Origin of the sequence: Streptomyces sp. N50 (assembly GCF_033335955.1) — a bacterium.
Classification (GTDB): domain Bacteria; phylum Actinomycetota; class Actinomycetes; order Streptomycetales; family Streptomycetaceae; genus Streptomyces.
Genome location: NZ_CP137549.1, coordinates 5,082,516 through 5,109,453, shown reverse-complemented (window position 1 = coordinate 5,109,453; position 26,938 = coordinate 5,082,516). Strand labels below are relative to the sequence as shown.

The 26,938-nt window shown below is 68.8% G+C and carries 34 protein-coding genes; 6 read left to right on the top strand and 28 right to left on the bottom strand.

The window, feature by feature from the left end:
* Positions 1-50: 50 nt before the first annotated feature.
* The 4 genes from R2B38_RS22860 (at position 51) to R2B38_RS22845 (ending at position 2,130) form a co-directional block, all read left to right on the top strand.
* Positions 51-353 carry a hypothetical protein gene (locus R2B38_RS22860; protein ID WP_318017924.1) on the top strand — a complete coding sequence of 101 codons (303 nt, stop codon included), beginning with the start codon at positions 51-53 and terminating at the stop codon, positions 351-353.
* Between the two features lie 205 nt (positions 354-558).
* Positions 559-951, top strand: a complete 393-nt coding sequence (locus R2B38_RS22855) for a hypothetical protein (RefSeq protein ID WP_318017923.1) — start codon at positions 559-561, stop codon at positions 949-951.
* 108 nt (positions 952-1,059) lie between these two features.
* Positions 1,060-1,632: a VanZ family protein gene (locus tag R2B38_RS22850; RefSeq protein WP_318017922.1), complete on the top strand. Its 573-nt coding sequence runs from the start codon at positions 1,060-1,062 to the stop codon at positions 1,630-1,632.
* Positions 1,633-1,671: 39 nt separating this feature from the next.
* Entirely contained in the window at positions 1,672-2,130 is a 459-nt protein-coding gene (locus R2B38_RS22845; RefSeq protein WP_318017921.1) for a hypothetical protein, read from the top strand.
* A 603-nt stretch (positions 2,131-2,733) separates the two neighbouring features.
* Here R2B38_RS22845 and R2B38_RS22840 read toward each other — a convergent pair.
* Complete coding sequence (locus R2B38_RS22840) at positions 2,734-2,925, bottom strand: hypothetical protein (RefSeq protein ID WP_318017920.1); 192 nt, start codon at positions 2,923-2,925, stop codon at positions 2,734-2,736.
* A 274-nt stretch (positions 2,926-3,199) separates the two neighbouring features.
* Between R2B38_RS22840 and R2B38_RS22835 the strand changes: the two genes are divergently transcribed.
* Entirely contained in the window at positions 3,200-3,748 is a 549-nt protein-coding gene (locus R2B38_RS22835) for a hypothetical protein (RefSeq protein WP_318017919.1), read from the top strand.
* 51 nt (positions 3,749-3,799) lie between these two features.
* Here the strand turns inward: R2B38_RS22835 and R2B38_RS22830 are convergent, their stop codons facing one another.
* The 18 genes from R2B38_RS22830 to R2B38_RS22745 form a co-directional block, all read right to left on the bottom strand.
* Entirely contained in the window at positions 3,800-4,216 is a 417-nt protein-coding gene (locus tag R2B38_RS22830; RefSeq protein ID WP_318017918.1) for a hypothetical protein, read from the bottom strand.
* Positions 4,217-4,342: 126 nt separating this feature from the next.
* The gene (locus tag R2B38_RS22825; protein WP_318017917.1) at positions 4,343-5,044 is read right to left on the bottom strand and encodes a hypothetical protein; all 702 of its coding nucleotides are present in this window, start codon (positions 5,042-5,044) and stop codon (positions 4,343-4,345) included.
* Complete coding sequence (locus R2B38_RS22820) at positions 5,041-6,027, bottom strand: N-6 DNA methylase (RefSeq protein ID WP_318017916.1); 987 nt, start codon at positions 6,025-6,027, stop codon at positions 5,041-5,043. The genes R2B38_RS22825 and R2B38_RS22820 overlap by 4 nt, the downstream gene beginning before the upstream one ends.
* Positions 6,028-6,032: 5 nt before the next feature.
* Positions 6,033-6,668, bottom strand: coding sequence for a hypothetical protein (locus R2B38_RS22815; protein ID WP_318017915.1), 636 nt, complete (start codon positions 6,666-6,668; stop codon positions 6,033-6,035).
* A 97-nt stretch (positions 6,669-6,765) separates the two neighbouring features.
* On the bottom strand, positions 6,766-7,161 hold the full coding sequence (locus tag R2B38_RS22810; RefSeq protein WP_318017914.1) for a hypothetical protein: 396 nt from the start codon (positions 7,159-7,161) through the stop codon (positions 6,766-6,768).
* Positions 7,158-7,514: a hypothetical protein gene (locus tag R2B38_RS22805; protein ID WP_318017913.1), complete on the bottom strand. Its 357-nt coding sequence runs from the start codon at positions 7,512-7,514 to the stop codon at positions 7,158-7,160. Before R2B38_RS22805 ends, R2B38_RS22810 begins: the two co-directional genes overlap by 4 nt.
* Before the next feature lie 83 nt (positions 7,515-7,597).
* Entirely contained in the window at positions 7,598-8,113 is a 516-nt protein-coding gene (locus tag R2B38_RS22800; protein WP_318017912.1) for a hypothetical protein, read from the bottom strand.
* A gap of 23 nt (positions 8,114-8,136) precedes the next feature.
* Positions 8,137-8,859, bottom strand: a complete 723-nt coding sequence (locus R2B38_RS22795) for a hypothetical protein (protein WP_318017911.1) — start codon at positions 8,857-8,859, stop codon at positions 8,137-8,139.
* 20 nt (positions 8,860-8,879) lie between these two features.
* A complete protein-coding gene (locus R2B38_RS22790; protein ID WP_318017910.1) occupies positions 8,880-9,656 on the bottom strand; it encodes a hypothetical protein in 777 nt (258 codons plus the stop codon).
* 25 nt (positions 9,657-9,681) lie between these two features.
* Entirely contained in the window at positions 9,682-10,365 is a 684-nt protein-coding gene (locus R2B38_RS22785; RefSeq protein WP_318017909.1) for a hypothetical protein, read from the bottom strand.
* 95 nt (positions 10,366-10,460) lie between these two features.
* The gene (locus R2B38_RS22780) at positions 10,461-11,174 is read right to left on the bottom strand and encodes a hypothetical protein (RefSeq protein ID WP_318017908.1); all 714 of its coding nucleotides are present in this window, start codon (positions 11,172-11,174) and stop codon (positions 10,461-10,463) included.
* Between the two features lie 53 nt (positions 11,175-11,227).
* Entirely contained in the window at positions 11,228-11,527 is a 300-nt protein-coding gene (locus tag R2B38_RS22775) for a hypothetical protein (protein WP_318017907.1), read from the bottom strand.
* Between the two features lie 99 nt (positions 11,528-11,626).
* On the bottom strand, positions 11,627-11,899 hold the full coding sequence (locus R2B38_RS22770; RefSeq protein ID WP_318017906.1) for a hypothetical protein: 273 nt from the start codon (positions 11,897-11,899) through the stop codon (positions 11,627-11,629).
* A gap of 81 nt (positions 11,900-11,980) precedes the next feature.
* The gene (locus tag R2B38_RS22765; protein ID WP_318017905.1) at positions 11,981-12,835 is read right to left on the bottom strand and encodes a helix-turn-helix domain-containing protein; all 855 of its coding nucleotides are present in this window, start codon (positions 12,833-12,835) and stop codon (positions 11,981-11,983) included.
* Positions 12,832-13,494 carry a hypothetical protein gene (locus tag R2B38_RS22760; RefSeq protein WP_318017904.1) on the bottom strand — a complete coding sequence of 221 codons (663 nt, stop codon included), beginning with the start codon at positions 13,492-13,494 and terminating at the stop codon, positions 12,832-12,834. The genes R2B38_RS22765 and R2B38_RS22760 overlap by 4 nt, the downstream gene beginning before the upstream one ends.
* A 100-nt stretch (positions 13,495-13,594) precedes the next feature.
* Positions 13,595-14,638 carry a PD-(D/E)XK nuclease family protein gene (locus tag R2B38_RS22755; protein ID WP_318017903.1) on the bottom strand — a complete coding sequence of 348 codons (1,044 nt, stop codon included), beginning with the start codon at positions 14,636-14,638 and terminating at the stop codon, positions 13,595-13,597.
* A 45-nt stretch (positions 14,639-14,683) separates the two neighbouring features.
* Positions 14,684-15,814 carry a phage recombination protein Bet gene (gene bet / locus R2B38_RS22750; RefSeq protein ID WP_318017902.1) on the bottom strand — a complete coding sequence of 377 codons (1,131 nt, stop codon included), beginning with the start codon at positions 15,812-15,814 and terminating at the stop codon, positions 14,684-14,686.
* A gap of 83 nt (positions 15,815-15,897) precedes the next feature.
* Positions 15,898-16,275, bottom strand: a complete 378-nt coding sequence (locus R2B38_RS22745; protein ID WP_318017901.1) for a hypothetical protein — start codon at positions 16,273-16,275, stop codon at positions 15,898-15,900.
* A gap of 254 nt (positions 16,276-16,529) precedes the next feature.
* Here R2B38_RS22745 and R2B38_RS22740 point away from each other — a divergent pair, with 254 nt between their 5' ends.
* The gene (locus R2B38_RS22740; RefSeq protein ID WP_318017900.1) at positions 16,530-17,021 is read left to right on the top strand and encodes a hypothetical protein; all 492 of its coding nucleotides are present in this window, start codon (positions 16,530-16,532) and stop codon (positions 17,019-17,021) included.
* A gap of 66 nt (positions 17,022-17,087) precedes the next feature.
* Here R2B38_RS22740 and R2B38_RS22735 read toward each other — a convergent pair whose 3' ends face one another.
* The 9 genes from R2B38_RS22735 to R2B38_RS22695 all read right to left on the bottom strand — a co-directional run bounded on the left by R2B38_RS22735 (position 17,088) and on the right by R2B38_RS22695 (position 26,925).
* Complete coding sequence (locus R2B38_RS22735) at positions 17,088-17,738, bottom strand: hypothetical protein (RefSeq protein ID WP_318017899.1); 651 nt, start codon at positions 17,736-17,738, stop codon at positions 17,088-17,090.
* Positions 17,739-17,898: 160 nt separating this feature from the next.
* Complete coding sequence (locus R2B38_RS22730) at positions 17,899-18,144, bottom strand: hypothetical protein (RefSeq protein ID WP_318017898.1); 246 nt, start codon at positions 18,142-18,144, stop codon at positions 17,899-17,901.
* Positions 18,145-18,160: 16 nt separating this feature from the next.
* Entirely contained in the window at positions 18,161-18,430 is a 270-nt protein-coding gene (locus R2B38_RS22725) for a hypothetical protein (protein ID WP_318017897.1), read from the bottom strand.
* A gap of 27 nt (positions 18,431-18,457) precedes the next feature.
* Positions 18,458-19,360: a peptidoglycan-binding protein gene (locus R2B38_RS22720; protein ID WP_318017896.1), complete on the bottom strand. Its 903-nt coding sequence runs from the start codon at positions 19,358-19,360 to the stop codon at positions 18,458-18,460.
* 192 nt (positions 19,361-19,552) lie between these two features.
* Positions 19,553-20,359, bottom strand: a complete 807-nt coding sequence (locus R2B38_RS22715) for a hypothetical protein (RefSeq protein ID WP_318017895.1) — start codon at positions 20,357-20,359, stop codon at positions 19,553-19,555.
* 908 nt (positions 20,360-21,267) lie between these two features.
* Positions 21,268-22,593, bottom strand: coding sequence for a glycoside hydrolase family 6 protein (locus tag R2B38_RS22710; protein ID WP_318017894.1), 1,326 nt, complete (start codon positions 22,591-22,593; stop codon positions 21,268-21,270).
* An 18-nt stretch (positions 22,594-22,611) separates the two neighbouring features.
* On the bottom strand, positions 22,612-24,900 hold the full coding sequence (locus tag R2B38_RS22705) for a hypothetical protein (protein WP_318017893.1): 2,289 nt from the start codon (positions 24,898-24,900) through the stop codon (positions 22,612-22,614).
* A 2-nt stretch (positions 24,901-24,902) separates the two neighbouring features.
* Positions 24,903-25,991, bottom strand: a complete 1,089-nt coding sequence (locus R2B38_RS22700) for a hypothetical protein (protein WP_318017892.1) — start codon at positions 25,989-25,991, stop codon at positions 24,903-24,905.
* Between the two features lie 4 nt (positions 25,992-25,995).
* Positions 25,996-26,925, bottom strand: a complete 930-nt coding sequence (locus R2B38_RS22695; RefSeq protein WP_318017891.1) for a hypothetical protein — start codon at positions 26,923-26,925, stop codon at positions 25,996-25,998.
* Between the last annotated feature and the right edge of the window lie 13 nt (positions 26,926-26,938).

Here is a 26,938-nt window from a genome sequence, read left to right as displayed (position 1 = left end):
ATGGACTGAAGTTGATTGCCGGGCACCTGAGGCTGCGTGACCATCGTCGGATGAGTACGGATGAGGGTCGGAAGCTGACGCGGGTCGTGCAGACGTGTTCTGCATACCCGGTGCAGTGGGATGCCTGGACGGCGGACGGCCAGTACCTGTATCTCCGATACCGGCATGGTGAGGGCTGCGTCGAGTGGCATCCCGGCCCTGACGATGATGCGGACACCCCGGAGTCTTGGAACGAGGGCCGCTCAGGGCTCCTGATCGGATGGGACGACGGCACCGGCGGCGGTGTCATCGGCCTGGGGGACTTCCTCGCGGCAGCGGGCTTGGAGTTGGCGCCGGATGCCTCGGTGAGTTGAGGTCATGGCACGCGGTCAGATGCGGAGCCGGCCGACGCCCTCACCCCGTCTTCCCAGGATGACGCCGCCACGCAGAAGCGACGAGCTCGTCGAGGAAGAACGCTCCGCCTGATCCAGACACGTAGGCGTGGCGGGAATGCGGGCAAGATCGACACCGGTGTTAGCTTGACCATGACCAAGCACACTCAGTAATCAGGGGGATCCCGTGCGTAAAGCGGGAATTCTGGCGTCCGCCATGGCCTTTTTCGCTGCCATTTCCATCGTGCTGGCACCCGAGGCCAGTGCGACCACGGACGGCTGCGGCGACCTCGAAAACGGGCAGCTCTGCATCTTTCACCCGTCCAAGCCAAGCGGGGATTACGAGACCCGGTATTTCAAGAACGGGGGATCGGATGTCGTAGTCATGCTGGGGGAACAGGCCAAGACCCCGAACGGGACAGTTCAGCCGAAAGACTACGACTCGGCCTGGCTGACGGCGAAGGCCGGACGTACCGTCTCGAAAACCCGGTATCTCACGATGGACAAGGGCTGGTGCATTCGGGCCGCCATGAAGACCAAGTCCGGTGACACCTATATCGGCAAGTGGTACTGCATGTAAATTCGGCGGGAATTCCTGTCGAGAGCGGATTCAGGCTGCGGGTGCGGAAGTGCTACTCTCGCACCCGCAGCCTTGGTCATCACGCCCAAGAGTCAGGGAGGGCAAGCCGTGTGGCAAGTCGTCTTCTATGTAACTCCGGCCACTTGCCTTGTCGCCATCCTGACAACCGTACTCTTCTGCCTGGCCGTCGAACGCCTGTCCTCCCGTCACCCGGAAAACGTCCGGTCAATCGCGAGAGTGCTTTTGTCAGTCTGGTCACTACTCGTCCTTGCCGCGACGGTAATCCCCGAAGGCGCGCTGGGAACAGATGACGGAAAGATCTACTGGCTTCCGGGCGAAGGACTTCTGTACGGCACTTCCGGTATGGACGCGAGCGAGATCTCAATGATCTTCAAGCAAGAGGCCGCGAACGCTCTGATGTTCATTCCACTCTCCGTGCTGGCTTACTACAGCGCACGCAGGCCTTCCCTGTATGTCGTCCTGGGCTCATGCGTGGCATTCAGTTTCGTCATTGAATTCACGCAGTGGGTGGAACGCGCAGGAAGAACGGCAGACGTGGACGACCTCACCTTCAACACGCTCGGAGCGGTGATCGGGGTGCTGGCGGTCAGTTCCGCCTCATTCGCCGTCGCACGCTTGAGCGCTCCGGCCCGCAGGCCTGCCCACTCGGCCGGCCGATAGCACCACCGCCAGACAAGGCCGCGCCGCAGGGCGCCTGTTGTGGCACCCGCACTTCCCCGCCCCGGGCCGGACGCCGGCGGCGCGAGTCGAGCTGCGCCGCCAGGCCCGCACTCTCGGGGGCCGGTTGCGAACCGCCGCCCGGAGCACCTCACCGAGCGGGAGGAGGAGATCCCCGGGGTCGTACGGCGCAGGATCGCCGAGTACGGCGAGGACCCGTCGGTTCGGCAGATCGCCGGGGCCGTCGGGCTGAAGAGCACCTCACCGGTCGCGTACCACCTGGAGGACCTCCAACGCGTACCACCTGGAGGACCTCCAAGGGGAGCGCGGCGCCCTGGTGCGCGACGGACGCGGCTGGCGAACCTGCCGCCTGGCGCGCCGACTCGGACGCGACGGCGATGCGCCGGTTTTCGTTCCGATGTCCCTCACCCCCTGCCCGCGGGTTCCATCGGAAACTGGTGCTGGATGCCCCCTCGACCTGGCCGAGGTCCTCACAACTGACCCCGCAGGGCAACGCCTTGCAGGGATACGACAACGCTGCTCCGCCAACCCACACACGCCCAGCGCACTCTTGGACACCGCCACTGCACGCTGACCGCAGGTTTGGCCACCGGTCGGCCACCGGAGGCCACATCGCCGGGCTCCTCAGCCGGCACACACCCCAGAAGCAAGGTCACACAAAAGCAAAAGCCCCAGGTCACGGCGAGTGAGTCCTGAGGCTTCCACAGAGCCGCCTTCGGGATTCGAACCCGAGACCTACGCATTACGAGCAGTAACGGGTACTGGACCCGATCATGGGGCTCACCTGCGGCTTTGGGGATCCGAACCCCCGGCGCACCACTGACCTGCGGCTATTCCGGCCCTGAGGTTCCCGATCGGTCCCCGCTGCTCCTGTTCGCTCTCGAACACTCTGTCCCCGGGATGTCCCCGTGGGGCCCGTTGTCCCCGGAGCGTCCCCGATGGTCCCGCATGGGACCGAGGGCATTGACTTGCCGGGAAGGAGTCCCGACGAAGCCGCAGCTGTCGGGCTTGGCTCGGTTCTCGGGGCCTACGCACTGCTACTCGGGCACTGCGTACTTCTCTGTCCCCGGGAGCCTGCGCCTATCAGTCTGCCCCAACTGGCCTCATCGTGGGGCGGATGTCGCCGAACCAGAGGTGGCCGTACGCCCGGTGGAGTTGGTTGAGGTCACCGGCGACCGCCAGACCGAGGGCGTCGGCGACGAGCATGTGGAGGTTGCTGCGGGCCAGTTGGGCGGCGGCCCGGGAGAGGAAAGGGCCTGCAGGCCCCGAGGGCATTCGTGAGTCGCGTTGACGCCAAGAGTACGAGATCCGTTTTGCGCTTGTACTGGCGGATTTTCGGGCCGCTCGCATTCAGCCAATCTTGGGCGCGCTCGGCGTACCAGCAGATGGGTGCCATTCGGGCTGGCCAAGCCCGAGCTGGACGTAAATGCCCCGTACGGGCGATCAAGTTCGGGACCCCGTTCGAGGCCAGAGCTCACCCTGCCACTGGGCACGGGCTACCTGGTGGAGCAGCCTGTTCACAGGCCGTCAACTGCGCAGGGGGAATGCCGTGTTTCTGGATCAGCTGGCCACATTGATGGCTGTGGCAGTCGGCGCCGCCGGCTCGTACGGCACGACGACGCTGACCGAGCGGACGAGGTGGCGCCGAACCCAATCCGAGCGCTGGCATGAGAAGAAATTCGACGTGTACGCGCGATACGGCAATGCGCTCAAGGAGCAGATATGGATCACCCAGCGCATCGGCGCGGCACTGGGCTATGCGCACGTCGTGGATCCCCTGGAGCCCGTCGAAGGACTGCGGCTTCTCGCCGAAGCCGAAGCGCGTCGGGCCACACTCTGGGAGTCCGTACTGCTGGTTGGTGACGCCGAGACCGTCGTAGCGGCGCGGTCATGGCACGAGGCAATCTGGACGCTGGAGTTGCATGCGCGAGAGCAGAGGCACGACGCGGAGGGGTGGACCCGCGACTCGCATCGGGTGAGCCAGAAGCGGGATGCTTTCTACGTCTCCGCCCGGCGCGAACTTGGGGTTGCTGGGCCCCCACCTCCGTCCGGGAACTGGCCTCGTGAATGGCAGCAGCAGGGTGAGGGTGCCGACTAGGGACAGGGAGCCTGACCGAAGGGCGGCCACCCAGTGCCTTAGAACTCAAGTTCAGGCAGTGGGGGTGGCGGGGGCGACGTAGCCGCGGCAGCCGCAGTACTCGTAGCAGCTGGAGTCTTCGGGGACGGAGGGGTGCGGGACGCCTTGCTGGACGCCGCGGGCGTGGCCGCAGCCGGGCCGGGCACAGTGGGGGTGATGCTCGTTGTCGTGCCGGTGGGCGGAGAGGCCGGCTTCGAGGATGGTCTGACCGGTGCCACGGGTGGGTTCAGTGTCGGCGTAGCAGCCGTCCCAGCCGCAGTCGTGGTCGAAGGCGAAGGTGCCGGCGAAGGCAAGTGCTCCGCAGCGGTACTGCTCGCAGCCGTTCTCGCTGCGCGGGATGGGTTCGCCTGTGCAGCAGTCGATCTTCAGGGATTCCCGGAGCGTGGCGTAGCGGGCGGCGCGAGCTGCAGCTTGTTTCTCGCGGGCCAAGGTTCGGTCGTGGACTGCTTGGTGCTCGCCGAACAGGTCGAGTTATGTCATGGCAGTTGTGCATCTTCCCTACATCTGATGGGTGCGGGGCGGCGTTGGTGCACCCCGCACCCATCGGCTGTGCGCTCAGTTGGTGCTGGTGGTCTCGGTCTGCTGTGCCTGCTCGGGGCGGGGTTTCGCCGTCTTGGTGGCGGTGGTTGTGGTGCGGCGGGGCTTGGCGGGTGCCGCTGTCTTCTTCGTGGTGGGCTGCGCCTTCGTGCTGCGGCGGCTGGGGGCCGGTGGCTTGGTCACGGTTGGCTCGGCGGGCGGGTTCTCGTGGGTCTGGTGCTTCGGCCTGGCTGTCTTCGTCGTCTTCCTCTTCGTGCTCGCGGCCGTGGTGGTCTTCTTGGCTGCGGTGCGGGCGCGTTTGCGGGGGAAGGCGCGCAGGGGCGGGCGTTCGCCGTCGAAGGCCGGTAGGAGCCGGGCTCGGATGGTGTCCGCGGTGGCCTGGGCGGGTGGGTTGGCGGTGAAGGCAACGCCGGTGTTGTAGCGGATGCCGGGGGTGAGGTGTTCGAGGCTGTCGGCGTAGGACGTTGTGTCGTTGTCGTCGGTGAACTCGCGTCGCGGCACGTCGATGGCCCAGGTCTGGACGGCCTCTCCGCGCCAGAGGTGTCGGATGCCGATGCGGCGGCCGTCGGTGTGGGTGAGGAAGGCGGTGAGGCCGGTGGGTTGTTCGTCGTCGAGGGTCCAGCCGTCGCCGAGGACTTCGAGGATCGCTGTGATGAACGGTCCGAAGTCGGCGGGGAAGAGACGCTGCGGTTTCTTGGTAGTGGAGTCGGTGGCGGTCATGCGGCTGCTCCCTCAAGAAGTTGGTCGAAGGCGTGGAGGAGTCGCCGCGTCTTCTGTTCGAGCCTGGCGCGCTCGACGACGGTGTTGCGGTGCTTGATGACCGCGGTGCGTTCGGTGAGTGCCTTGTTGAGGCCGTTCTCCTCGAAGGTGTTGCCGCACCAGATGGCGACTTGGGGGCCGAGATCCCAGTAGATGGCGTTGACTGCGGCGCAGGCGGCGGAGAGGGGGTCGATGTCGTTGCCGATCCACGTGTAGTCGTGGGGGTTGAGGTTGCGTTCGTGGAGGAGGTGGGCGACGGAGCGGAACATGCCGCCGCTGCCGATGGCCGGCTCCCGGATCGTCTGCCGCCCGTCATGGGCGTCCAGGAGGATGTTCGCCATCAGGTCCGAGACGCAGGGTGGGGTGTGGTACTCGCCGCGCCATTTCTTGTCGCTCTTGTGCCGCAGGCCGGTGAGGAGCGGGCTGAGGATGTCGGCGCCGGTTCGTGTGTACGGGTCGTCGTGGCCGGTGAGGTCGAGAAGTCCGGTGTTCACCGCGGTGTGGACGACGGCCTGGACGGCGCGGAGTTGGTGGTCGTGGGGATCTTCTTCGATCCAGTCGTGCAGGGGGCGTGCGCATTGGATGAGGTCGGGGCGGTGGTACCACTGGACGCCCCAGATCTCGCGCAACAGCGGTGGGAACTGCGAGGGTTGGAGGGTGAGGAGCCAGTCGCCGACGAGGGGTTCGCGGAAGAAGGTCAGGGCGGCGACGGTGCCGAGGGGAATGTCCATGCGGCTGCCGCCGTGGTGGCTGTACCAGGCGTCCATCACGTTCTCGGCGATCTTGTGGGCGTGCTGGTTGGGGGCGCGGGGCGCCGCGTACTTCTTGCGGCGGGGTGCGTAGCGGGGCTTGGCGGCTTCCTCTTCGCGCTGTTCGGCTTCGCGCTGTTCGGCGCGGGTCTCGAGCTTCTGCTCCACCTCGCCGAAGAGGTCGAACTGGACCATCGTGATCACCTCTCGTCGGACTCGGTGGTGGCGAACGGATGCGGTGGTGCGCTCGCGGGCACCGGGACGGGGCCGGCCTGGAGGACTGCCGTGGCGCGGTCGGTGCGGGCGATGTAGTACGCGTGGTCGCGACGCAGGCGTTGCATGTGTTGCTCGTACTCGGCGATCAGTCCGGCGTACCGGCTCAGGGAACGGGGCGCGCTGTGGTGCTCGTGAGCTCGGCGCAGTTCCGACGTCCAGGGCTGGGCGAGCCAGTGCCGTAGGAGAGCGTTGACGATCTCGGTGGCCCTCCGGGCGGTGCCCTTGGGAGCGCGGACGGGCGCCGTGGCGAGGAGACGGTACGGGCGCAGGCGCAGCCGACCGCTGTCGACGGTCTGGCGGGGGAAGCACTCGCTTCCGGCGAGCGTGACGCCGAAGAGGACGGGGGCTTCGGTCATGTCGAAGCCGGCAGGGCCTGTGCCGTAGGCGACTTGGAGGATCTCTTCGGTGGGCGGGTGGTCGGCGTCGGGGTGCCAGTCGGGGTTCCAGCCGAGGGTGAAGGCGCCGATGCCGGTGATGCGGTAGACGGCCTGACCGGTGTCGAAGTCGGCGAACTCTTCGGCCTCGATGGCCGGTCCGCTGCCGACGGTGAAGCTGAGCACGAGGGGTGCCTTTCGGGCGTTGGGGCATGGGTGGGGCCGGGGCCGGCCGAACGGGCGCGGCCCCGGTGATGTGCGGTGAGTGGTGTGCGGTGGGTGGTCAGCCGTGTTCGGCGTGCCAGCCGGTCACGTACGCGCCGACTTCCTCGGCGAGCGGTTCGAGGGCGAGGTCGCCGGGCGGGTCGCCTTCGGGGGTCGTGGTGTCGTAGATGACCTTGGCTGTGCCGTAGGTGTTGTCGATGTGGACGGCCTTCCAGCCGCCGAGCTCGCCGCGGTCGTCGTGCCAGGGCAGGGAGTAGCGGCCGGCGATGGCGACGTACTGCTCGCCGTCGCCGGTGAGCTGGACGGTGATGTTCAGCTCGTTGCCGCACCAGTCCACGCCGACGTCGGTGCAGTGCTGTTCGAGGGCGTCGATGACGTCCGCGTACAGGGCGCGGGCTTTGAACTCGTCCGTGCGGCGCAGGAGTTGGACTGCGCTGAGGTAGGTGAGGGTCACGGCTTCACCTCGGGGTCGGGCGTGTGCCTGCCGCAGACGAAGGACAGGGGCTCACCGTCCTGCGGGAGGTCCAGGTCGATGCCCTCGGGCCGCTTGCACAGCAGGCAGGGCAGCGTGACGGTGCGGAGCATGCGGCGGGCGCGCACGGGGGTGTTGGCAGGGAGGTGCAGCCGGGTCGCCGGGGTGGAGACGCGCAGGAGGGCGAGCTCGGAGGAGACGTCCGTCCTGCTGACGGCTGTGATCGCGAGTGGCGTGGCCGGGGCGTCGAGGAAGGTGAACACGTCGCCTGGGCGGAGTTCGTGGACGTACACGGCTCTGGTGAAAGGGATGGTGATCACGGCGTAACTGCCCATGGAGCAGCTCTCTTTCCGCTTGGTGGATGGCTTGGCGTGGTCGGGTCCGCCGGTGGCCGCCTCCCACGCGGCACGGTGGGTGGTCAGTCGTCGGCGAGGTGCACGCCGGTGTCGAGGGGGCCGCGGTCGAGTTCGGCTGCGATGTGCGCGGGGACGCGCGGTACCTGGGCGGCGTGGAGGGTGATCTCGCCGCCTCCGAAGTCGATGGCGACGGTGCCGTCGGGTCCGGTGCGGGTGACGCGTCCGTACACGGGCTGGTCGGGGTGGCGGACCCAGTCGCCGGTGGTGAGGGGTGGCAGGTGCTGGGGGCACAGACCGAGGTCGCGCAGGGAGAGGTGGGAGGCGGCCGGCTGCCAGCAGGGTTGGCCGTCGGGGCGGGGGTGCTCGCAGCCGCGGGTGGGTCGGCCGTATCCGTCGCAGCGGATGAGGACCGGGTGTGGCCAGGGTTCCTTGGCGCGGACGACGGCGAAGGTGACCGCGCCGTGCTGGCCCTGTTCGTGGAAAGCGACGTATTCGATGGTCAGGCCGACTGTCAGCGGCCAGGTCCTGAGCACGTTGGACGCGATGGCCTGGACGTGTTGGGCAGGGACGGCGGGCATCAGCGACCTTTCAAATGTCAGGGTCATGACATTTCGTTCTGGGTCGGCATCGGGAGGGCGAGGATCGCCTTGCGGCCCTCCAGGCCGTCGACTGACAGCAGGTACTGGGCGCGCAGGTGCGGGAGGGCGCGGATCTGTGTGGCGAGCACGGCGATCTGCCGTTCGGTCTCGGCGGGCCACAGCGGCCGGTGCGGCAGGGCCTGGACGGGCTCTGCGAGGGTGTCGCCGGACTCCGCGATGTCCGCGCTGGCGAGGTCCAGGATCCGGGCCGGGTCGTCGGTGAAGTCGACGGTGAGCAGGATCGCGTGGGGGTGGTGGGCGCGGGCGAGTTCGGCGATGCGGGCGGCTCGGTCGTACGGCGGGAGGTCGAGGACCCACTGCCCTTCGCCGACCGAATCGGGGCGTACGGCGCTCCAGGCGGCGGAGTGGAGGCCGGCGAGCGCCTCGGTCAGGTCGTCGGCGAGTTCGTCGAGGTCGAGGGCGGGTGTACCGGCGGTGGCGTCGAGGATCTGCCGCTGGGTGCCGTCGGGGCCGGTGGTGAAGAACCCCCGCAGGTCGAGCTCTCGCGAGCGGGAGTAGTGGACGAACGTGAGGTGTGTGGTGTCCGGGAACGCCGCACGGATGCGGGCGCTGACGTGGTCGAGGACGGCGACCTCGTACTGGGCCCGGACTTTGTCGAAGGCGGTGACGGCCGCGTTGCGGTGGTGCAGGGTCGCGTCGATCGCGGTCGGTGTGTTGTTGGTCATCGAGGTGGTGTCCTTCCGGATCACGGGGCGACGGGGGTCGGAATGAGGCTCGGGACGGGCTCGGGGTGCGGGAAGGGGAGGAGCCACAGCGGTTCGCCGTGCTCGGACTCGAGGTCCACGCACGGGGTGAGGTGGCGGCTGCGCAGGTGCGGGAGGGTGTAGAGCTGGCCGAGGACTGCAGCGAGTTGGTGGGAGACGTCGTGCGGCCACAGGCTGTCGGCCGTGTCTGGCGAGCAGCGGGGGCACGGGACGGTGACTGTCTCGCCGTCGGCGCGGATGACCTGCTCGAAGCCGACTGCGACGCGCCCGTTGCTCGCCTCGAAGAGGCAGATCAGGGAGACGGCGTCAGGGACGTAGCGGCGGACGATGCCCGCGATGTGGGCGGCGCGGTCGGCGGGCGGAAGGGTGATCCAACGGCGGTCGCGGTGCTGGTGGTCGGGGTGCGGCTCGGCCAGTCCCCACTGGTAGAGGTACGGGCCGACCAGGACCCGTTCGAGGTCGTCGACGAGTTCGTCCAGGTCCAGTGGCCCGTCCTCCTGTGCGGCGGTGGAGTCGGGGGCGCGCAGGAGGCGGCGGGTGCCGAGTCCGGGCACCGGGGCGCTCCAGATGCCGTGCAGTTCGACGTCACCGGCGACGTCTTCGCTGACCTCGAGGTGCTGGGCGTCGGGGTGGGCGGCGCGGACACGGGCGGCGATGTCGTCGTGGATGGCGAGGTAGAGCGACTCGGCCGACTGAACGTAGGTGACGGCGAGGTCGTACAGGGGTTCCTGGGTGGGGCGAAGTGGCTGCTGGGTCACGGGTGTTGGCTCCTTGGGGGTCGGGTCAGGACTTATGACGGAGTACGACGGCGGTGGCGTTGTCGGATCCGTGGATGCCGGCGGAGGCGACGAGGAACTGCGCGGCGTCGTCGGGGTCGGAAGCGGTCAGGCCGCGCAGGATCAGGTGGTCGGCGAGGAGTTCGCTGACCCCGTTGCTGCACAGCAGCACGCTGCGGATGGTGTGGGCGGGCAGCGACGTGGTGACGAACTCGTGGCGTGCGACGGTGCGGGTGACCTTGCGGTCGTAGAGCGTGAGCGGGCCGCTCTGGGTGGTGTGGCGGCGGATGCGCTCGCCGAGGGAGTGGTCGTAGGTGACACGCTGGAGTTGGCCGTCGTCGGTGAGCGCGTAGGCGCGGCAGATTCCGGCCCAGGTGATCGCGATGCGGCTGTGGTCGGGGTCGAACAGGGCGGTGACGATCGACGCGTCCGCCAGGTTGTCGCTGGCGGCGAGGCGCTCGCGGGCGGCGGCGCAGCCGGCTTCGGTGGTGGCGGTGAGCGTCGCGCGGGCGGCCTCGTCGGCCGCGATCTGGGCGGCCTCGGCTGCCTCAGCTGTGTCGCCGAGACCGTCGGTGACGCAGACGGCGATGCGGCCGGTGGCCCGGTCGCCGCCGACGACAAAGGCATCGGCCTGGATCTCTCGGTGACCTTGGCGTTGGGCGCCGCCTACGCGCCAGGGGGTTGGGGACATGTACTTGTGCTCCTTCGGTACAACGGTGGTGGGTGGGTCCCGTCCGGGGCCGGGCAGTTCGTATCGGCGCGGCCCCGGACGGTGGCTCGGTTGCTCTACGACACGGGCGTGGGCACCGGCGGGGGCACAGGCACGGCGGTCGGCTGGTCGGCCGCGGTAGTGGTGAACTGCGGGCAGGCGCCGAAGCGTTCGTGAAGGGTGTGCTCGCCCTCCCACTGGGCGCACCGGACGCAGACGGGCCGGGCGCGCTTGGGGGCGGGGCGGGCGATGTAGGCGCCGGGCAGGTGGGGGTCGGTGAAGACGATGAGGCCGGTGGACTCCTCCAGGCTGGCGGCGCCGGAGCTGGTGATGGCGGAGGCGCGGAGCGTGGTGCGCAGGAGCGCGCCGGACCAGTCGAAGCCGGTACTGATCTCCGCCTTGGGGTCGTCGTAGGTGACCCGGTAGGCCGGGAACTCCGCCTCGGACGGGTCGGCGAGGGGGCGGGCCCAGAAATGGACTGGCCGGTCGTCGTCACGCAGTTCGGGCCTGGGGGCAATTGCGGAGACGATCCTCATGATCAGGACGCTGTTGTCGTCGCCGAGCCCCGCCTCCTGGGCGGCCTTGGCGCACAGGTCCTCGAAACCCGCGACGCCGTAGCCGGCGAGCCACCGGTCGGGGGTCAGCTCTCCGCCGAAGTTGGTGCGGTAGTCCTGACGGTCGCGGCGCTGCACGGCGGCGATGATGCTGACGGCCCGATGGATCTGGTCGCGGCTGACACCGTGCTTGGCGGCCTCCGCGTACAAGAGCTGTTCGCGTGTGGACTGGTCCACTTCTCTCTCCCTCTGTTGGCGTCGGGCCCCGGCCGGGGCCCGACGCGGGCGGGCTATTCGGCGGTGGGGCGCTGGGTGAAGTGCTCGACGGCCTGGGCATGCAGGGCGTCGAGGCGTGCGGACAGGCGCTTGCCGAGGGTGCGGCCCACGGTGTCGATGCCGTGGTTGTCGGTGACCGTCTCCAGCCGCCATCGGCGGTGGCCGTCGTCGAGGGTGAAGTCGCAGACCTGGCCGAACTGCTCGCCGCGCAGGCTCAGCACGCGCACGGTGCGGCCGCCGGTCTCCTGGCGCCTGGTGGGTGCGCCGAGGACATGGGCGGCGACGACTATCGCGGCGATGCGGGTGATGTTCATCGTGCTCCTCGCACTCTGGTCGTAACCTCACCCGGCACACACCGGAGAGTTCCTGCATTGCCTCCACACATGTCGGAGGCAGGAAGAAACACGCGCAGGTCAGAGCGCGTCGCGGTACAGGTCCGGGCGGCCCGTGACCTCACGCAGCGCACACACCAGCAGCCGACCGGCGCCCTCGACGCCAAGGATGTCGCGCACGAAGTCGAGCGGCTCGACGGGGCGGCCGAGGACGTCGCCGCAGGTGCGGGCCAGCCGCTCACCCATCTCCTTGGCCAACGCTTGCGCCTGCACGAACTGGGCGTCGGTGACACCGCGTGCGGCGAGGCTGGCATTCAGGGCGTCCCGCTGGGCTGGAGTAAGGAAGGTGAACACCGGCCAAAACCTCCGAAGCTGAGGGCGTTTCCCAATTGATCTGATATCATTTTATCATTCACGATCACTCTCAGTCAAGTGTTATTTATTCGGCGGGCGAGGGCTTCCGCGGCGCTCGCGACCACTCTGAAGGGCATCGCGGGCGGCCCTGCGGGGGCCGTCCAGAGCCCCCTGGGCTTCCTGGCGCGCCACCTGGTCGCGGCGCGCACGCTGCTGCTCGAACCACTGGCGGTCGCCGTCGCGGCCACGGTCGACCTTCGCCTGCTTCTCCTGGGCAGCCGCAGCGGCCTGACGGCCGCGCGGATTGGTGCCGCAGCCCCGGCAGTTGGCAGCGGGAGCGTGCGGGTGGGCTGCACAGCCCCCGCTCCTTGCACCAACGTCGTTCTCGGCGCCCGCTCCCCCGGTGTCATCGGTCCCGCTGCGGCCGTTATCGTCCGCCGGGGGTAGGGGGTTGTTTCTCTGGTGGTTATCTGACGGTTCCCCGGCCAGACTGGCCGGTTCCTCCGCCGCATCTGGCCGGTGGTCTATCTGACCGGTGGCCATGTTGGCCGCCTGCTCTGTCTCCTTTTCAGTTGGTTCGGAGATGTAGGAGGGAATGTCGTCTTCGTCCGGCGGCGCTTCGGGCGCAGGTGGAGTCGGCGGGGAGGCGGCGGGCGGAGGCACCGCGGGACGGGGGCTGTGGATCGTGTAGCGGTTGCTGGTACGGCGCCCTTCAACGAAGCGGGCGCGGCTGACGATGAAGCCGTGTTGCTCCAACCGGTCCAGGTGTCGTCGTACGGTGCGCTCGCCCTGACTGGTCTTGTCCGCGAGGGTCTCCTGCCCGGGGAAGCAGGACCAGGCTTCGTCCGCGTAGTCGCAGAGTGCCAACAGGACGAGTTTCGCACCCGGGTTGGGGATCTTCTGCTTGAACGCCCAGGCCACGGCCTCGATGCTCAACTCTGCTCCCCCAACGGGACGCAGCAAGGGCCGAGCGGCTGTCCGTCGCTCTGCAGTACGGCGAGGGCACTGCCGTACTCGCCGTCCCGCAGGAGACGCGTCGCCTCCGCCGTGATCTCCTCCAGGGTGGCGGCGAGGGCACGGGCCTGGTCGCGGGCCTCGATCGTTCTGTCCACTTGGCCGCGCCAGCCGGATGCCTGGTCCTGCAGCTCGGTGACGATCAGCAGAATGTCGTTCATGAGCGAGTCGGCAATGTCGTGCGCGTAGCCCGCGTGGTTCATTCGCGGCCAGTTGGCGATCAACCGCTCTTCGAGTCGCGTGCGGATGCGATCGGCGGTCAGCGGCCTCGGCGGCTCCACTTCGGAGAGGTCGAGGGGCAGCGGTGAGCCGTCGAGAACCGCCGCCAGCCGCAGCGTCAGTTCGAGAGAGTCGCCGCCTTCGTGCGCGGCGAGGACGTTCATCGCCTCCGCGATGCGGGTGGGAGCGTCACCCGGCCGGCCTGAAGCATCCGTCTCGTACAGCGGCAGAACAGCGAGGACAGCGCCGGCCGCGCGGTAGTGCGGCGCGGCTTCGGTGGGCTCGGGTTCGACGACGGGCCGGTCGTCGTACACCTGGGACAGGATGTCCGCGAGGCGCTCGCGCAAGGTGGGTGTGGACATGGGAATCCCCTCCGTGGGACGGCGCTGAAGTGGTGTGCGAGATCGCCGAGTACCGGAGCCGGCAGGCGCGGGTGCGGGCCCCGGTGACAGGCGAGGTGGGTCAGGTCGACTCGGGGGCGCGCGAGACGCCGATGGTGCGCGAGGTGCGGCCGCCGGACTTCATCGGGATGTCGAGGCTGAGGCCCTCGATGATGCGGATCATCGCGGCGGGGTCGGGCTCGGGCGGGCGGGGGTTGCCGCCGGACCAGGAGAGCTTGAAGTCGCCGTACGTACCGGGGTCGGCCGCGTCCAGGGTCTTGCGAGCCTTGGCCTTGCGCTTTTTCGCGGCGCTCTCGACCTCGGCGGCGTCCGCGTAGGCACGCAGGGCCTCGGTGATCCCCGCGGTGTCCTCGGCGAGGATGGTCTGTGGGGCGCGGCCGTCGTCGGCGAGCTGGTCGAGGTTCCAACAGGCACTCTTGAACGGGCAGTTGTCGCAGATGATCGACAGACCGGGTCCGTCGAGGTCGCGCGGCATGGCCTCCGGCTCGGCGCTCTCCATGACGTCCTCGGCCCAGGCGAGCGCCTGCTTCGTGATGTCCTCGTCGTACACGCGCTGGTGAACGACGACCTGCCCGTACTCGCGACCGACGTAGCGCAGCCGGACCGCGTCGACCGGCAGGGGCCGCCCGGTGGGCAGGTCCGGGTGTTCCGCCAGCCCGCCGGTGCGCAACAGGTGGGCGTACAGGTGGACTTGGAACCACTCGTGCCGACTGGGCCCTTGGCGTACGACGAGGTCCAGGGCGCGGGTCGACTTGGTCTTGACGTCCTCGACAACGCCGGGGGTGTCCCCGTCCGGGGCCCAGTAGGCGTCGGCGTGGCCGAGGATGACGCCGTTGGTGAGTTCGAGCTCGGTGTGGGCGCCGTACTGCTCGGCGAGCACCCGGAGGATGCCCTCGTGGAGCCAGGTGCCGAGGATCGCGGCGTGCATGTTGTCGTCGAGGTCGGTCGGCCAGGTGCCGTGAACCTCGTAGGCGGCGCGACGTCTGCACAAGCCGACCGAGGACGGGCCGAGGAGGCGCTGACGGGAACGGGGCCGGGCGCGGTCGTCGCGGTGGGCGCCCTTCCACAGGTCGGGGACGGTGATCGCGCCGGGGTCGATGGACATGGTGTTCTCGCACTCTGGTGGGCCGCCTGTCGGGGCGGCGGGCGGCTAATTCGCGTTGCTGCGGGCCGACTTGGTGCGTGACGGCGTACGGGCGGTCGTTTTCTTGGCGGCGCTCTTCTTCGCTGGTGTGCGTGTACGGGAGGCCGCGGATCGACGTCCGCCGGGGGCGACGGCCTCCGTCGTTTCCTGCGGTTCGGGGGCCCCGATGAGCGACTCGGCGAGTTCCTGGAGTTGTTCGGGGTTGGCGTCCTGGAAGGAGACGCCGAAGTCGTCGAAGCTGCGCTCGTTGACCGCGTCGAATCCGATGCCGAGCCGCTTCGCGACCTCGCGGACGGTGCCGCGTACTTCTTCCAACTCGCCCCGCGGATCGACGGGAACGGCGGTCTCGGTTTCCTGCGCCCGCCCGCCACTGTGCTGATCCTGCTTCTCCAATGCGGCGGCCGGTTCGACGACTTCGGCGTCCACGACGGCGGCCTCCGAGGCAGCCGTCGTCTCCGGCTGCTGGGTGGACGGCTTCTCGCCAGGGGTACGCAGCCGAGCCGCGGCGACTTGAACGTGCTCGCGGGATTCGGCCGCATCCGCGGCGTGCATCTCCTCGTCCACGTGCAGCCCGGACAGGTCCGTCGGGCAGGCGCGACGCAGGGCGAGGGCTTCTGCGACCTTGCTGAGCTGACTGGCCGGCATCTGCGGCCACAGTCCGCCGAGCTTGTACTCCTGGGACTCGTAGTCCCAGACCTTCGGCGCGTACTCGCGCCAGTGGGCGACGGCCGGGAAGCGGGAGTCTCCGCGCCACAGGACCGCCCGGCAAGCGGCCGGAGGTTCGTCGCGCAGCCATACGGTGTGCTCGCCGCCTTCGGCGTCGTACCAGATGAAGTCCTCGTAGCCGAGGGGCTGTCCGGCGTGGTCGGCGGCGCGGCGAGCGATGAGCCGATAGCCGTCGATGCCGGTCTGGATGGTCCAGCGGATCTCCCCGCGGGACTTGCGCTTGATCATGTAGATCTGGCGGCCGAACGGATCGAGCCCGGACGCCTTGCAGTAGTGGAAGAAGATCCCCAGCTGAGCCGGACTGGCTTCCGCCAGGTCCGGAAACGCCGCGCGCAGCGCGCGCAACTGCTGGTCCTCGAACGCCTTCTGGTCCTCACGGATCGCGAGCCAGGTGACCGGAGCATCGGCCACATCCCCTCCAAGCAACTTGTTCCCCTAACAAGACACTCAACCGTCTCAACATAGGTTGAGGACAGATTGAAGCTGATATAAATCTATTCCACTTGACACTCGCCGTCAAGTGTCGACTGTCGCATCTCGAGGTCGCCGCTACGCAGGCGGCGCAGCTCGAACACGTCGCGCCACTCCGGATGGCCCGCGCGGAGCAGGCGCGCATAGCGGGAGGTGAAGTTGTTGTTCAGCTGGAACGGTTCGCCGTCCGTGATTTCCGGCGCCAGCCAGCGCAGTTGCTCGAACAGCGCCTTGACGCCGATCCGCCCACCGCCGGCCGCAACCCACTGAACGGTGAGGCGCTCCAGCGCCTCGTACACCCAGGGATGCTCGGCATGGAAGTCCTCGAACAGGTCGTCCAGCGACGGCTCGACATCTCCCTCGCCGCACACTCGCTCCCCGAACTCCAGTGGGAGTTCCACCTGTCGATACACAACCCACCCCCGAATATGCTACTTAACCGTCTCGACACATGTTGAGCCACACCTTAAAGGCCGTGGAGCCGGATTGGCACCCCCACACCGCCGCGGCTCCCTCGGTGCACCTCGCCCGCTGGCCGACCACTCCAAGTCATAGAAAAGAAGACAGAGTCAATCATCCACTAGACAGTCACTGAATCCGTCTGCCAGATTGATGCATGTCAACAGACTGTCTGTTACGCAAAGTTGGGGGAACCGTGTCGCAGAACCAGCAGTTCATCTCCGTGCCCGTACCCGCTCAGCACGTCACTCGCGTCTACGCCCTCCTCGCCGAACTCGATCTGAAGGAGGGCGAGACGAACAACCCACTGCCGGGGGGCACCCAGGGCTCCGACCCGGATGGCACCTGGCCCGTGGTCGAGTGGACTGTTGAGGACTTCAAGTCTCTGATCACGACGAAGCTTCCTTCGGTCCAGCGCGTCGCGGCACTGCTCGACCTTCTAGCCGAGGAGCCAGAGCGCTCGTACAGCACCACCGCCGTCGTAGAGCGTCTCGATTTCGACCGCGGCCAGATCAAGGGCGCCCTGTCCGCATTCACCCGGCACTTGCACGCGCACTACGAGCGCGGCAACTGGCCGATGAAGTGGGAGTGGGGCACCGACGCCGCCTCTACCTTCCAAGCCGAGGCGTTCTACCACTTCGACAAGGTGAACGCTGCTCGCTGGCAGCAGGCCCGCGCCACGGCGTAGCGCACACAGCGCCGCGGGGTGGTTCCGGGGTCGTGCCGGAACCACCCCGCCTCGTTCCTGTCTCCGCTATCGCTTCGGCCGCACAGACAGCGAGATGCCGGCGTCCAACAGCTCCGCCGCGAACGCGGCAACATCCTCCGCGGAGTGCTCCCCCGCACGGAACGTCCGCGCCTCTGGCAGCGGCGGCGGGGTGGGCTTCGGCTCGACCGGGGGCTTGCGGCCGCGGGGCTTGATCTGCTCGCGCTCGCCGGCCTCGATCCGCTTCACACCGCCCGGCACGATGGTCCGGCCATGTCCCACGGCGTAGCTCAGCACCGTCTCCAGCAGCCACAGCGGCGACCCGGAGATGGTCGCGTCCTCCGGTACGAAGCTCCCCCGCACCCGCCACTGGTAGACGTCCATGTACTTCTTGCCGAAGATCCAGGGGATCTCCTTCAGACCGACGATGTGCGGAAGCTCCTCGGCGTCCTGGACGAGGTAGCCGCCCTCGATCCCGGACTTGTAGTCCTTGAGTCGCTCGTCCAGGACCTCACGCGCACCGTCCTGGGCCAGCTTGAGGACGGTCGGCAGGAGCCAGTACGGGTTCCCGGAGATCACGGCATCCGGATCACCCAGGACGCCACGCGTCTTCCAGAGCTGCGAGGTCTGCCGTTCCACTCCGTAGAGGGACGCGATCTCCCCGTGTCCCAGCAGGTAGGGGAACCGCTTCTCTGCCACCGATGCCTCCGCGCTCGCCGATCCATAGAACAGACTTGACGCATCAAGCATAGTTGCAGCCTCCCAGGCATCTCGGAGACAGCAGCGGGCTATGGCTGTGGGACCTCATGGCCGAGGACAACATGTTCATTCCGTTGCCCTTTCGCTGTGGTCCGGTGGGTCAGTGGCCGAGCGCCGACCAGGCGGCGAGTCCGAGCGCTGCGAGGCTGGTCAGTACGCCGATGGTCGGCAGGGGCCAGCGGGCGCGTTCGAGGGCGGTGACCCTGTCATCGAGTTCCTCGACGGCCTTGTCGATCTGGTCGGATCGCTGGGCGATCAGGGCGAGTTGGCCGTCGATCCGCGCCAGCCCGACTTCGAGGGCGCGGCGGAGCTCGGCCAGTTCAAGGGCGACCTCTCCGTCGGGCATGGCGCAGCTCCTGTCGTCAGTTGATCGTGGGCGTGGATGCGGGGTCGGTTCTCGCCGGGAGCCAGGAGGCGGTCCCGGCGCGGCCGAGGAGAGTGCCAACAGCGCCCTTGGCGACGGCCAGGCCGGCGGGGATCGCGGCGATGGCGGCGGACTCGAGGGTGGAGAGGTTGACGATGTCGGTCGTGCCGGTCGCCAGGAGGAGACCGAGGAACGCCTCGACGTAGGTGAGGACGGTGCGCTCGACGATGTCGGCGAGCAGCTTGGGGGTGCCGGTGGTCGTGGCCATGGTGGTGGTGTTCCTCTCGCTGACGGGTCAAGGTTTGGGGACGCGGAGCTTGGCCCAACTCGTGGCTCCGGGGATGCCGTTGGCGTCTTCGCCGGAGTAGCCGAGCTTGCGCTGCCAGGCTGCGTACGAGCGGCGGTCGGCGTCGGTCCAGCGCGGGCCGGGGCCCGTGCCGTACTTGCCGCAGCCCTCGGCGACGAGCCGCTTGCCCATTGAGGTGACGAGGGCCGAGCGGCGCCCGGTGCGGAAGTAGTCCGCGCCGGGGAACGGGGCGTACCCCGGCGTTTCCGTGTCGGACGGGGAGCCGGACGGCTTGGACGAACCGCTGCTGGTCGTCGGGCTCTCGCCGACGAGCTTCGCCACGGCGGTGCGGAAGTCGGACATCGTGATGCCGGCGGGGTCCGGCTTGCCGGGCTGCCACTCCTTGTGGGCGATCACCGACTTCGCGGACCAGCCATGGGCACGGCAGAGTGCCGCGCTCACCTTGTGCATCGCGTCCAGCTGGGCTTCCGGCCAGTTCTGGCCGCCGCCGGTGTTGATGCATTCGAAGCCGTAGAAGTGCGGGTTGCCGTCGGTGTTGGCCTCGTTGTCGGTCGGCAGGTCCTTCTCGGCGATGACGGCGTTCAGGACGTCGTCGTCTCCCGAACCGGCGTGGTTGGCGCGGCCGTAGCCGACGAGGTGGACGGTGCCGGAGCGGTCGATGACGCCGTGGCAGAGCGGGCCGGGGAGCGAGGTGTAGCCGGTGCGGCAGAGCTCGACCATGCCGGCCTCGGTGGAGTACGGGCCGGTGTGGTGGATCATGACGCCGTGGACCGGACCCCAAGCGCCCTTGTGGTTGCGGTTGTGGGTGCGCCAGCTGCCGTGCTCGACGACGCGGACACCGGACTTCTTCAGGACGGCGAGGAACTGGTCTGCGGACAGTGGCTGAGCCACGTCGTGACGCTTTCTCCCCCGCGCCTCCGTGGAGTTGAGCAGCGCCGGCAGCCGACCGGCGGTCCCTCAACTCAAACGCATCGTGAGCCGCTTGAAGACCGTGGCGCGGGCGGAGGGTCACCCGGGCGCGGGAGTCTAACTGGCCGCGCCTGCTGGATGCACCAGATCGCGGTGCGCACGTGCGAGTTTCGCTCAAATGCGCGGTTGCGTACCAGGTCTCAGTTCGATGCGGATGCTGTCGTCGTCCTCGATGACGTAGGTCGGATCGATGTCCTTCTTCCAACCGAGCGGGAGCAGGTAGTAGACGTGGTCGCGCTCGACCAGCAGGCGAAGACCGGTATAGCGATATCGGTAGTGCGCGTCCTTGCCCAGATCCTCAACCTTCGGACCCGGCGGGGCGATGCTGAGCCGGTCGGTACTGAGCACGACGACGGAGACGCGCCGCACGAGCTGGTCGGCATCGTTCCGTGCGTCCTGGGTGCCGAGTTGTCCTGCGACCAGTGCGACGACCCAGATCAGGAAGAGTCCTGCTACCAGGAATGATGCGGCGCGGTGCCATGCCGGTTCTCTGGGCTGCCCGGACGAGTTGGCGGCCTCGGTACGGCCGAGGAGTAACCCAGCCGCCACGAGGAGCGGGGCCGTCCAGCCGAACGGCTGGATCCATCGCCACAGGAGCATGAGAACGACCCCGGCGATGACGAGGGCAAGATAGGCCCGTGCCACCGAGCGTCCGGCGCTCTGCAGGCGACGGACGTGGTGTTCGGGGACGTGAAGGGACATCAGCAACTGCGGGAGCCGGGGTACCAGCAGGGCAAGGGCAAGCACTTCGAGGGCCGGCAGGGTGGCGAGTCGCAGGCTGCGGACGATCAGTTCGAAGGTGTCGAATCCCACGCCGAAGCTGTCCAGGTGAAAGTAGCCAAAGTATGAGTGGGTGTAGATGTAGCCCGCGTACAGCATCAACGCACCGACGAACGACGCGACTCCGGTGGCCGAGTTCACGAGCTCCAGCGGATTGTCGGCGTTGGTCCCAGGGTTTGGAGATGCCGACGGACCCCCTTGTGGAGCGTCCGCGCGGGCAGGTGCCGGGCCCTGTTGAACCACTCGTCTTCGGGGACGTGGGCGGCGCGGCTGAGTATTGGGCGGAGCAGGATCCGCGCTGCCTTGGAGCCGACTGTCAGCCATTCCGTCAGGTTCCCTCGGGCGACACGCTGCTGTCGGATACCTCCGGAGACGGCGGGCAATCCTGACCCTCGGGCGGGGTGGGTGTGCAGGAGGGGGGAGGATTCGTTGGGGTGCCGCTGAGGCCCGGACCAGGCGTGGTCGGTCCTGTGTACGTCGGCGGTGGTACCACGGGCGGGATGCCGGGATCCCCGCCGCCGGAGCCGTCGTTCGTGCTCCCGCCGCCTTGGCCGACTGCTGACGCTGATGAACCCCCGCTACCCTGACCGGGGGTGTCCGACCCTGACACATTTGCTCCCGGCGTCGTCCCGCCCCCGTACGGATCTCCTCCGGGCGACCCACCCGCAGAGCCGCACCCCGCGGCTCCAAAGAGCAGTACCAAGGCCGCGATGGCCGCCGATGCGGTACCGCCCCCGAATATGACACCTCGACCTGCGCGCATGCATCCCCCTCACGCCGGACCTATCTCACGGCATGTACGCGCATAGTCGCACTACGTGAAGAGAATTGCCTCGTCTTCAGGGGAAGCTACGTACCGCAGTGCATGAACGCGGTAGGTGGTGTTGCTTGCAGCGGCCCAGCTCCCTTACGCCGGCCGCCACTTCCCTTTGAGTACGTGTCCTCCTACAGGCGCTCCTGCGGCGGCGTCCGTCCCGTGGCAGGAGGTTTACGACATGAGACAGGCCCTCAAGCGGATCCTCAAGTGTGATGGCCGACATCCTGAGGCGTTACGAGCCGTCGACCAGCCGCTCCGCCAGATACGGCGAGAAGGTCCCAGCAGGGGTGCCCTGACCGACCCCACACGATCCGTCCGAGTCACCCGGAACCTTGATCCACAGCAGGAAGTCGGCGCCTCCGACGCCGATCGAGCTGGGGACGCCCAGGCGGCGGCCTGCCGGGTTGCACCAGTCGACGTGCTGGCCTTCGGCGTCCATGGCACCGTTGCCGTTCCGGGAGGTGTCCACCACGAACCCGGTGCCGGGGACACCGAGGCGGGCCAGTTCCGTGGTGATCTGGGTGGCGTAGGTGCAACAGACGTCGACGGAGTCGAAGTTGGCGACGTTGACGGCGAAGCCTCGCACCTGCGCGACGCCGGCGTCCTTCAGACGGGCGGCCATCTCCGGCGGGCGGATCCAGGTCGGGTTTCCCCCGTCGAGGTAGACGGTGGTTTCGGGCAGCGTGGCGAGGGCACGCGCGGCGTAGGCGGCCAGGGTGGTGCGCTCGGCGCAAGCCGAGTCACTGGGTAGGTTGCCGAGCTGGGCCAGCAAGTCGGGTTCGAGGACGACGAGGACGGGCCGGTCGCCGATGCCGGCCACGGCGGCGTCGATCCACGCCTGGTAGGCGTCCGGGGAGGCCGAACCGCCCGAGCTCTGGCCGCCGTTGTCCCGGTTGAACATGTTGTACAGGGCGACGATGGGCATCTGGCCCTGAGCGGCCGCGGCCGCGACGTATGCATCCAGGTCGGCCTTGATGTCCGTGTTCCAGTCGCCGAACCAGCGGGCGGCGGGGCGCCGGGCGATGGACCGCTGGATCTTCTGGGCGCGCGGGTCGTCCGGGTTGGCGAGCAGCCACTTGGCGGCGTTGGAGTCCGGGTCGGTGTAGAAGCCCTCGCTCGGGGTCGAGCAGGTCAGCCGGACTTCGGTGAGGTGGATGGTGACAGGGCTGGACTGCCCGAACTGGAAGGACACTTGTCCGGAGGTCGCCATGGTCGAGGTGAAGGAGAACACGAAGTGCGTGTCCACCGCCGGCACGCTGAGCTGCTTCTCCACGACCGCCGTCCACGGGTCGACATCCATGCCGACCTTCGCGGCCATAACGGTGCCGTCCTGCGAGGCGCGGGCCGTGAAGGACAGGGTGTAGCGGCAGCCCGGGCGCAGGGTGATGCCGTCCTGTCCGAACACCGCGTCCCACAGGTTCGCCGCGTCCGTGCTCGCGGTCGCCTCCAGGCCGGCCGTTCCGGCGGCGATGGTGACCATGTCGGTGCTGCCCGACCACCAGCCGGTTGTCCCGTCGGTGAAGGATCCGTTGACGACGAGGTCTCCGTACGTGGGCACAGCGCGACCGCTCCTTCGCTACTTGGTGTAGGTCACGCGCAGCCGCGGCGGGTACGTCTGCCCGTACCCACGGGCCCGCCCGTAGTAGGTCCTGTCGGTGGTGTTGGGGTCCAGCGCGATGCCCCGCCAGGTGGTGGAGTCGAAGACGGCGCTGATGTCGACCCACTTGCCCTGGTTGCGTTTCCAGGTGATGGTCTGCGCTTCGGTGTCGCAGGAGAACTTCGTCGGCCGGGAGGCGTGTTTGTGCGCCCGGATGGCCGCCTTGCCGCCGGATGCGTAGTACCAGTGGTCGAAGTACAGGTACACCTCAGCCTTTTCGATTTTCGCGCCGGCCAAGTCGGTGGCCAGGACAGCGGGAAAGCCCATAAGGCTCGACTGCACCCCGTTGTTCGCGGAGTAGTAGCCCTGCATGCAGTAGGTGCCGTAGTAGGCGTTGTAGCCCGAGCGGTTCGCATACGAACCGGACCACGAGCACGCGTACGTCTTCGTATACGTCTGCACCGGGTCGTCGGCCGTGCCGCCGCCCGTGTTGTAGCCGCCGGTCAGCGGTAGTTCAGGGCCGGTGTCCTCGACGTAGAAGACGTTCGTGCGGCCGGTGGTGGTCAGGCCGAGTTCGAGGGTCTGCCCGGTGCTGCCTCCGGAGTTCTCGAAGGAGAGCAGGAGCCGGTGCAGGCCGGTGCCCAGCGTGGTGGAGCTGGTGATGTGTTCCAGTTCGACCTGCTGGAAGCGGCCGGTCTGCGCGGGTGTGTGGATGGAGGTCTCCCGCAGGGTGGACGTGATCGTCGGCCTCGCGGTGCCTCCATCGCGCAGGTAGAGGCGGATCTCGCCGTCGGTGGCGGTGTCGAGATCCGCGGTCGCCCGGAATCCCACCCGGTACAGGCGGCCGGCCTCGGCGGTGAACGGCAGCTCGAAGTAGCCCATCTCGCTGCCGGTCGCGGTGACCGTGGAGCCGGGATGGGCGCGGGCGATGACGCCCTTAGGTCCGGCGCCCAGCAGCTCGGTGACGGGTTCCCCGCCGACGGTCAGTTCGCCTGCGACGTTGACGTCGTTGAAGCCGGCACTACCGTCGGTGTCGATCGTCGCCACCGGTTGGCCGTCGCTGCGCAGGGTCAGGTACTGGGGCTCCCCGGTGACCAGGGACACGGCCTCCTCGCCAGTCTCGTCGAAGAGGCGTACTCCCTGGGGGCCGACCTCTGCGCGGGCGCCGCCGGTGACCCGCCCGAAGATCTGGTGGGCTTCGGCGTTGTCGAACACCACCCAGCCGGCCGTGGCGGCAGAGGCTTCCAGGCACAGCACGGCCTGTGTAGTGCCCTGCGGGGCGGCGACCTGGCCGGTGATGCGCTGCCACATACCGGATACCGGGGCGGTCGTCTCCACCACGCCGTAGCCAAGGACTGTCCCGGCGGCGTTCTCCCACCGGGCGAGGATCTTCACGCCGGTGGCGTTCAGGTCGTCGGAGGGGAGGATGTCGACGGCCAAGTAGAGCTGGGTGCCCGCGAGTACGGGGACGGCGGCCAGCGGCAGGGTGAAGTAGGTGGGGGTGTCGGCCAGGCAGTCCGTGCGGACGCCAACGCCGGTGCGGTTGCCGCGAGCCAGCGACCACGGGGCGCCCGCTGAGGCGATCGCCGCAGCGATGACGGCGCCCTCGAAGCCCGGGTCGGGGATGATGTTGGTGCCCTGCCCGACGGCGATCTGGTCGGGGGTGACCGAGCCGACCGCCAGGTGTGGGGTGATGATGGCGCCCACGGCGATGTGGCCCTGCTGGATGACACCGGTCCCGACGTCCGCGGCGGCGGCCCGGCGCGCGGTGGTCTGGACGGTCACGGAGGGCAGGCTGGGAGTGCCCGAGGTGTTGACCGCGATCAGGCGCACCCAGATCGGGGCGTAGTAGTTGGTCGCGATGGTCACCGACGCGCCGGAGGCGGCCTCGATGGTGGCCGCGGGCCACATCACGTCCGGCTCGGCATCCGCCGAGGTCAGCAGGTGCACCTGGACACGGGAGAGGTCCAGCGGTGTGGCGTCCGCGTCGGTGAAGGCGCCGTCCCAGGTGATGCGCACGCCGTTCAGGACCGGCTCCACCTGAGGCGCGGACGGTGTCGGCGGGGGCGGAGCGTTAACGGCGTTAATGCCGCTGGTGCCGTCCGGCTGCTGGCCGATCACAGCGCGCAATGAACCGCCGGCGTCGTACACCTCGACCGCTCCGTCCTCGATGGAGGAGTACGCGAGGCGGGAGGTGCGCGCCAGTTGGGTGTAGCGGTGCTCCAAGTCGGCCAGCCGGGCGGCGAGTTGGCTGAGGCCGTCGGCCACGGTCAGCTCCCGTAGGTGAAGCGGTCGGCGCGGGCGAGCTGCAGGGTGACGCGTTCGGGGGCGTCGCCCTGAGGCGGGCGGATGGTCCAGCCGGTGATGCGGCACCAGCCGTCGAAGTCGCTCCACTGGTCGTGGAGGGAGACGCGGACGTCGTCGCCGATCTGCCAGGAGCCGATCGGGGCGGCCGGGTGGTCGATGACCTGGATCTCGGTGACTTCGCCGAGGATCTGGCGGGCGATGCGTTCGGTGCGGGCGCGGGCGGCGAGGAGGTCGTTGGACTTCTCGGCCGGGGCTTCGAGGACGTGTTCCAGACGCAGGCGGCCGTTGCGGATCGCGTCGACGGCGCGGCGGCGGCTGCGTCCTTCGCCCGCGCCCAGCGCGATGACGACCTGGGCGGAGGCGTCGGCGTCGTAGACGACGGGGACGGTGGTGGCGACGTTGGTGCCGGAGGCGAAGCCGATGTCGGTGCGGCGGGCGCCGAGGCGGGGCCAGCCGAGCCGGATACGGCCGAGGGCTCTGTCCGCACTCCGGTCAGTGGTCTCGGTCCACTCCGGGCCGCCGTCGGTCGCGGTCATGTCGTCGACGACCTGGCCGAGGACGGGGGCCTCCCACCAGTCGGTGCGGTACGGCTCGGCCGGGGTGCCGGCCTTGGCCTTGCTGGTGGTCGTGTCCACGGTGACGCCGAGGTCGCCGTCGGGCTGGGACTGGGCGTAGGCCCAGGTGTCGCGGATGACCTGGCAGGGGTCGGCGTAGGTGTACGGGCCGCGCCCGGCGAGGTTGCCGTGGGCGTCGTGGCGGCGGTGGAGGTAGCTGCCCCATCCGGCGGCCTCGATCGGATACGAGCCGCCCTGGGGTTCGGCTCGCCAGATCAGCCCGCCCCACAGCAGCGTGCGATCGCGTTCGGCGGTCAACACCGTGTTGCCGGGGTCGAGTTGGGCCGGGAGCAGGTGGGCGAAGTGCGGGGCGAGGGTGGCGGAGAAGTCGCCCGCCGCGTTGAGTGCGAGTCCGAACTCGACGTCGGACAGCGGGAGATCGGCCGCGAGCAGGTCGCCGGTGAGGGCGTGGCGGGTCTGGTAGCGGTAGGCCGGCACGCCGTCACACCACGCCCTCGGTGAACTCGATGTCCGCGATGAGGCTGGTGGCGGCGTCGACGCCGAGGTTTCCGGTCACGCTCTTGCTCATGTAGGTCTGGACGTACAGGGTTTGAGTGGTGCCGCGCAGGGCTGCCGGGATGGTCAGGCTGTCGGCGAGGACGATCGTGCTGCGCCGGGTGTTGTTGCCCTGGTCGTCGTCGATGGCGGTGTCCTGGCCCTGCACGGTGCCGAGGACCTGCTGCATGCGGGCGTAGACGTCGGCGCTGTCCATCCGCAGCCCGGCGAACGTGGTGACGAGCTTGGCGGTGACGGCCCAGGACGGCACCGGCACCTTCCACGTCGCCGCGCCTGGCCAGGTGTGCCACTTGTCGTCCTGGTAGACGAGGCGGGACAGCGAGCCGGGGAACGCTGTGTAGAGCCTGCGGTCGCGGCGAGGGTTGGCGATGGACCGCAGATCGCTGATCATCGCGGTGGTGATGACGGAGGTGTTGGCCGGGATGTCCAGACGGGCCAGCGCGACGGCGGTCATCCCTGACGGCACGGCGGTGGTCGTGGCGGAGACGTTGGAGACCACGTGGAAGTAGCCGATCTCGTCCTTCTCCGGGTCGCGGGTGCCCTCGTACTCGGGATCCTCGACACGGAGCACGAGGAGATCGGAGCGGGCGCCCGCACCGGTGGGGGCGACGGGGACGGTGGCGTCGCCGACGTTGTACTGGGTGTAGGAGCCCTGGCCCCACGCAGCCCCACGTACGACTGCGGAGCCGTCACCAACTCGCGTGCCCGCGCCGGGAGTTGCGAGCTGGCTGACCTTCAGGTCGTTGCCCTCGGTGACGCCCTGCGAGCCGCGCGCGAGGTCGCGGACCATCATCCGGAAGGCGCGGGCGGCGTGGGTGCCGCCGTGGGTGAGCAGTGGCGGGTTGATCAACGTCACGTCGTACGTCCTC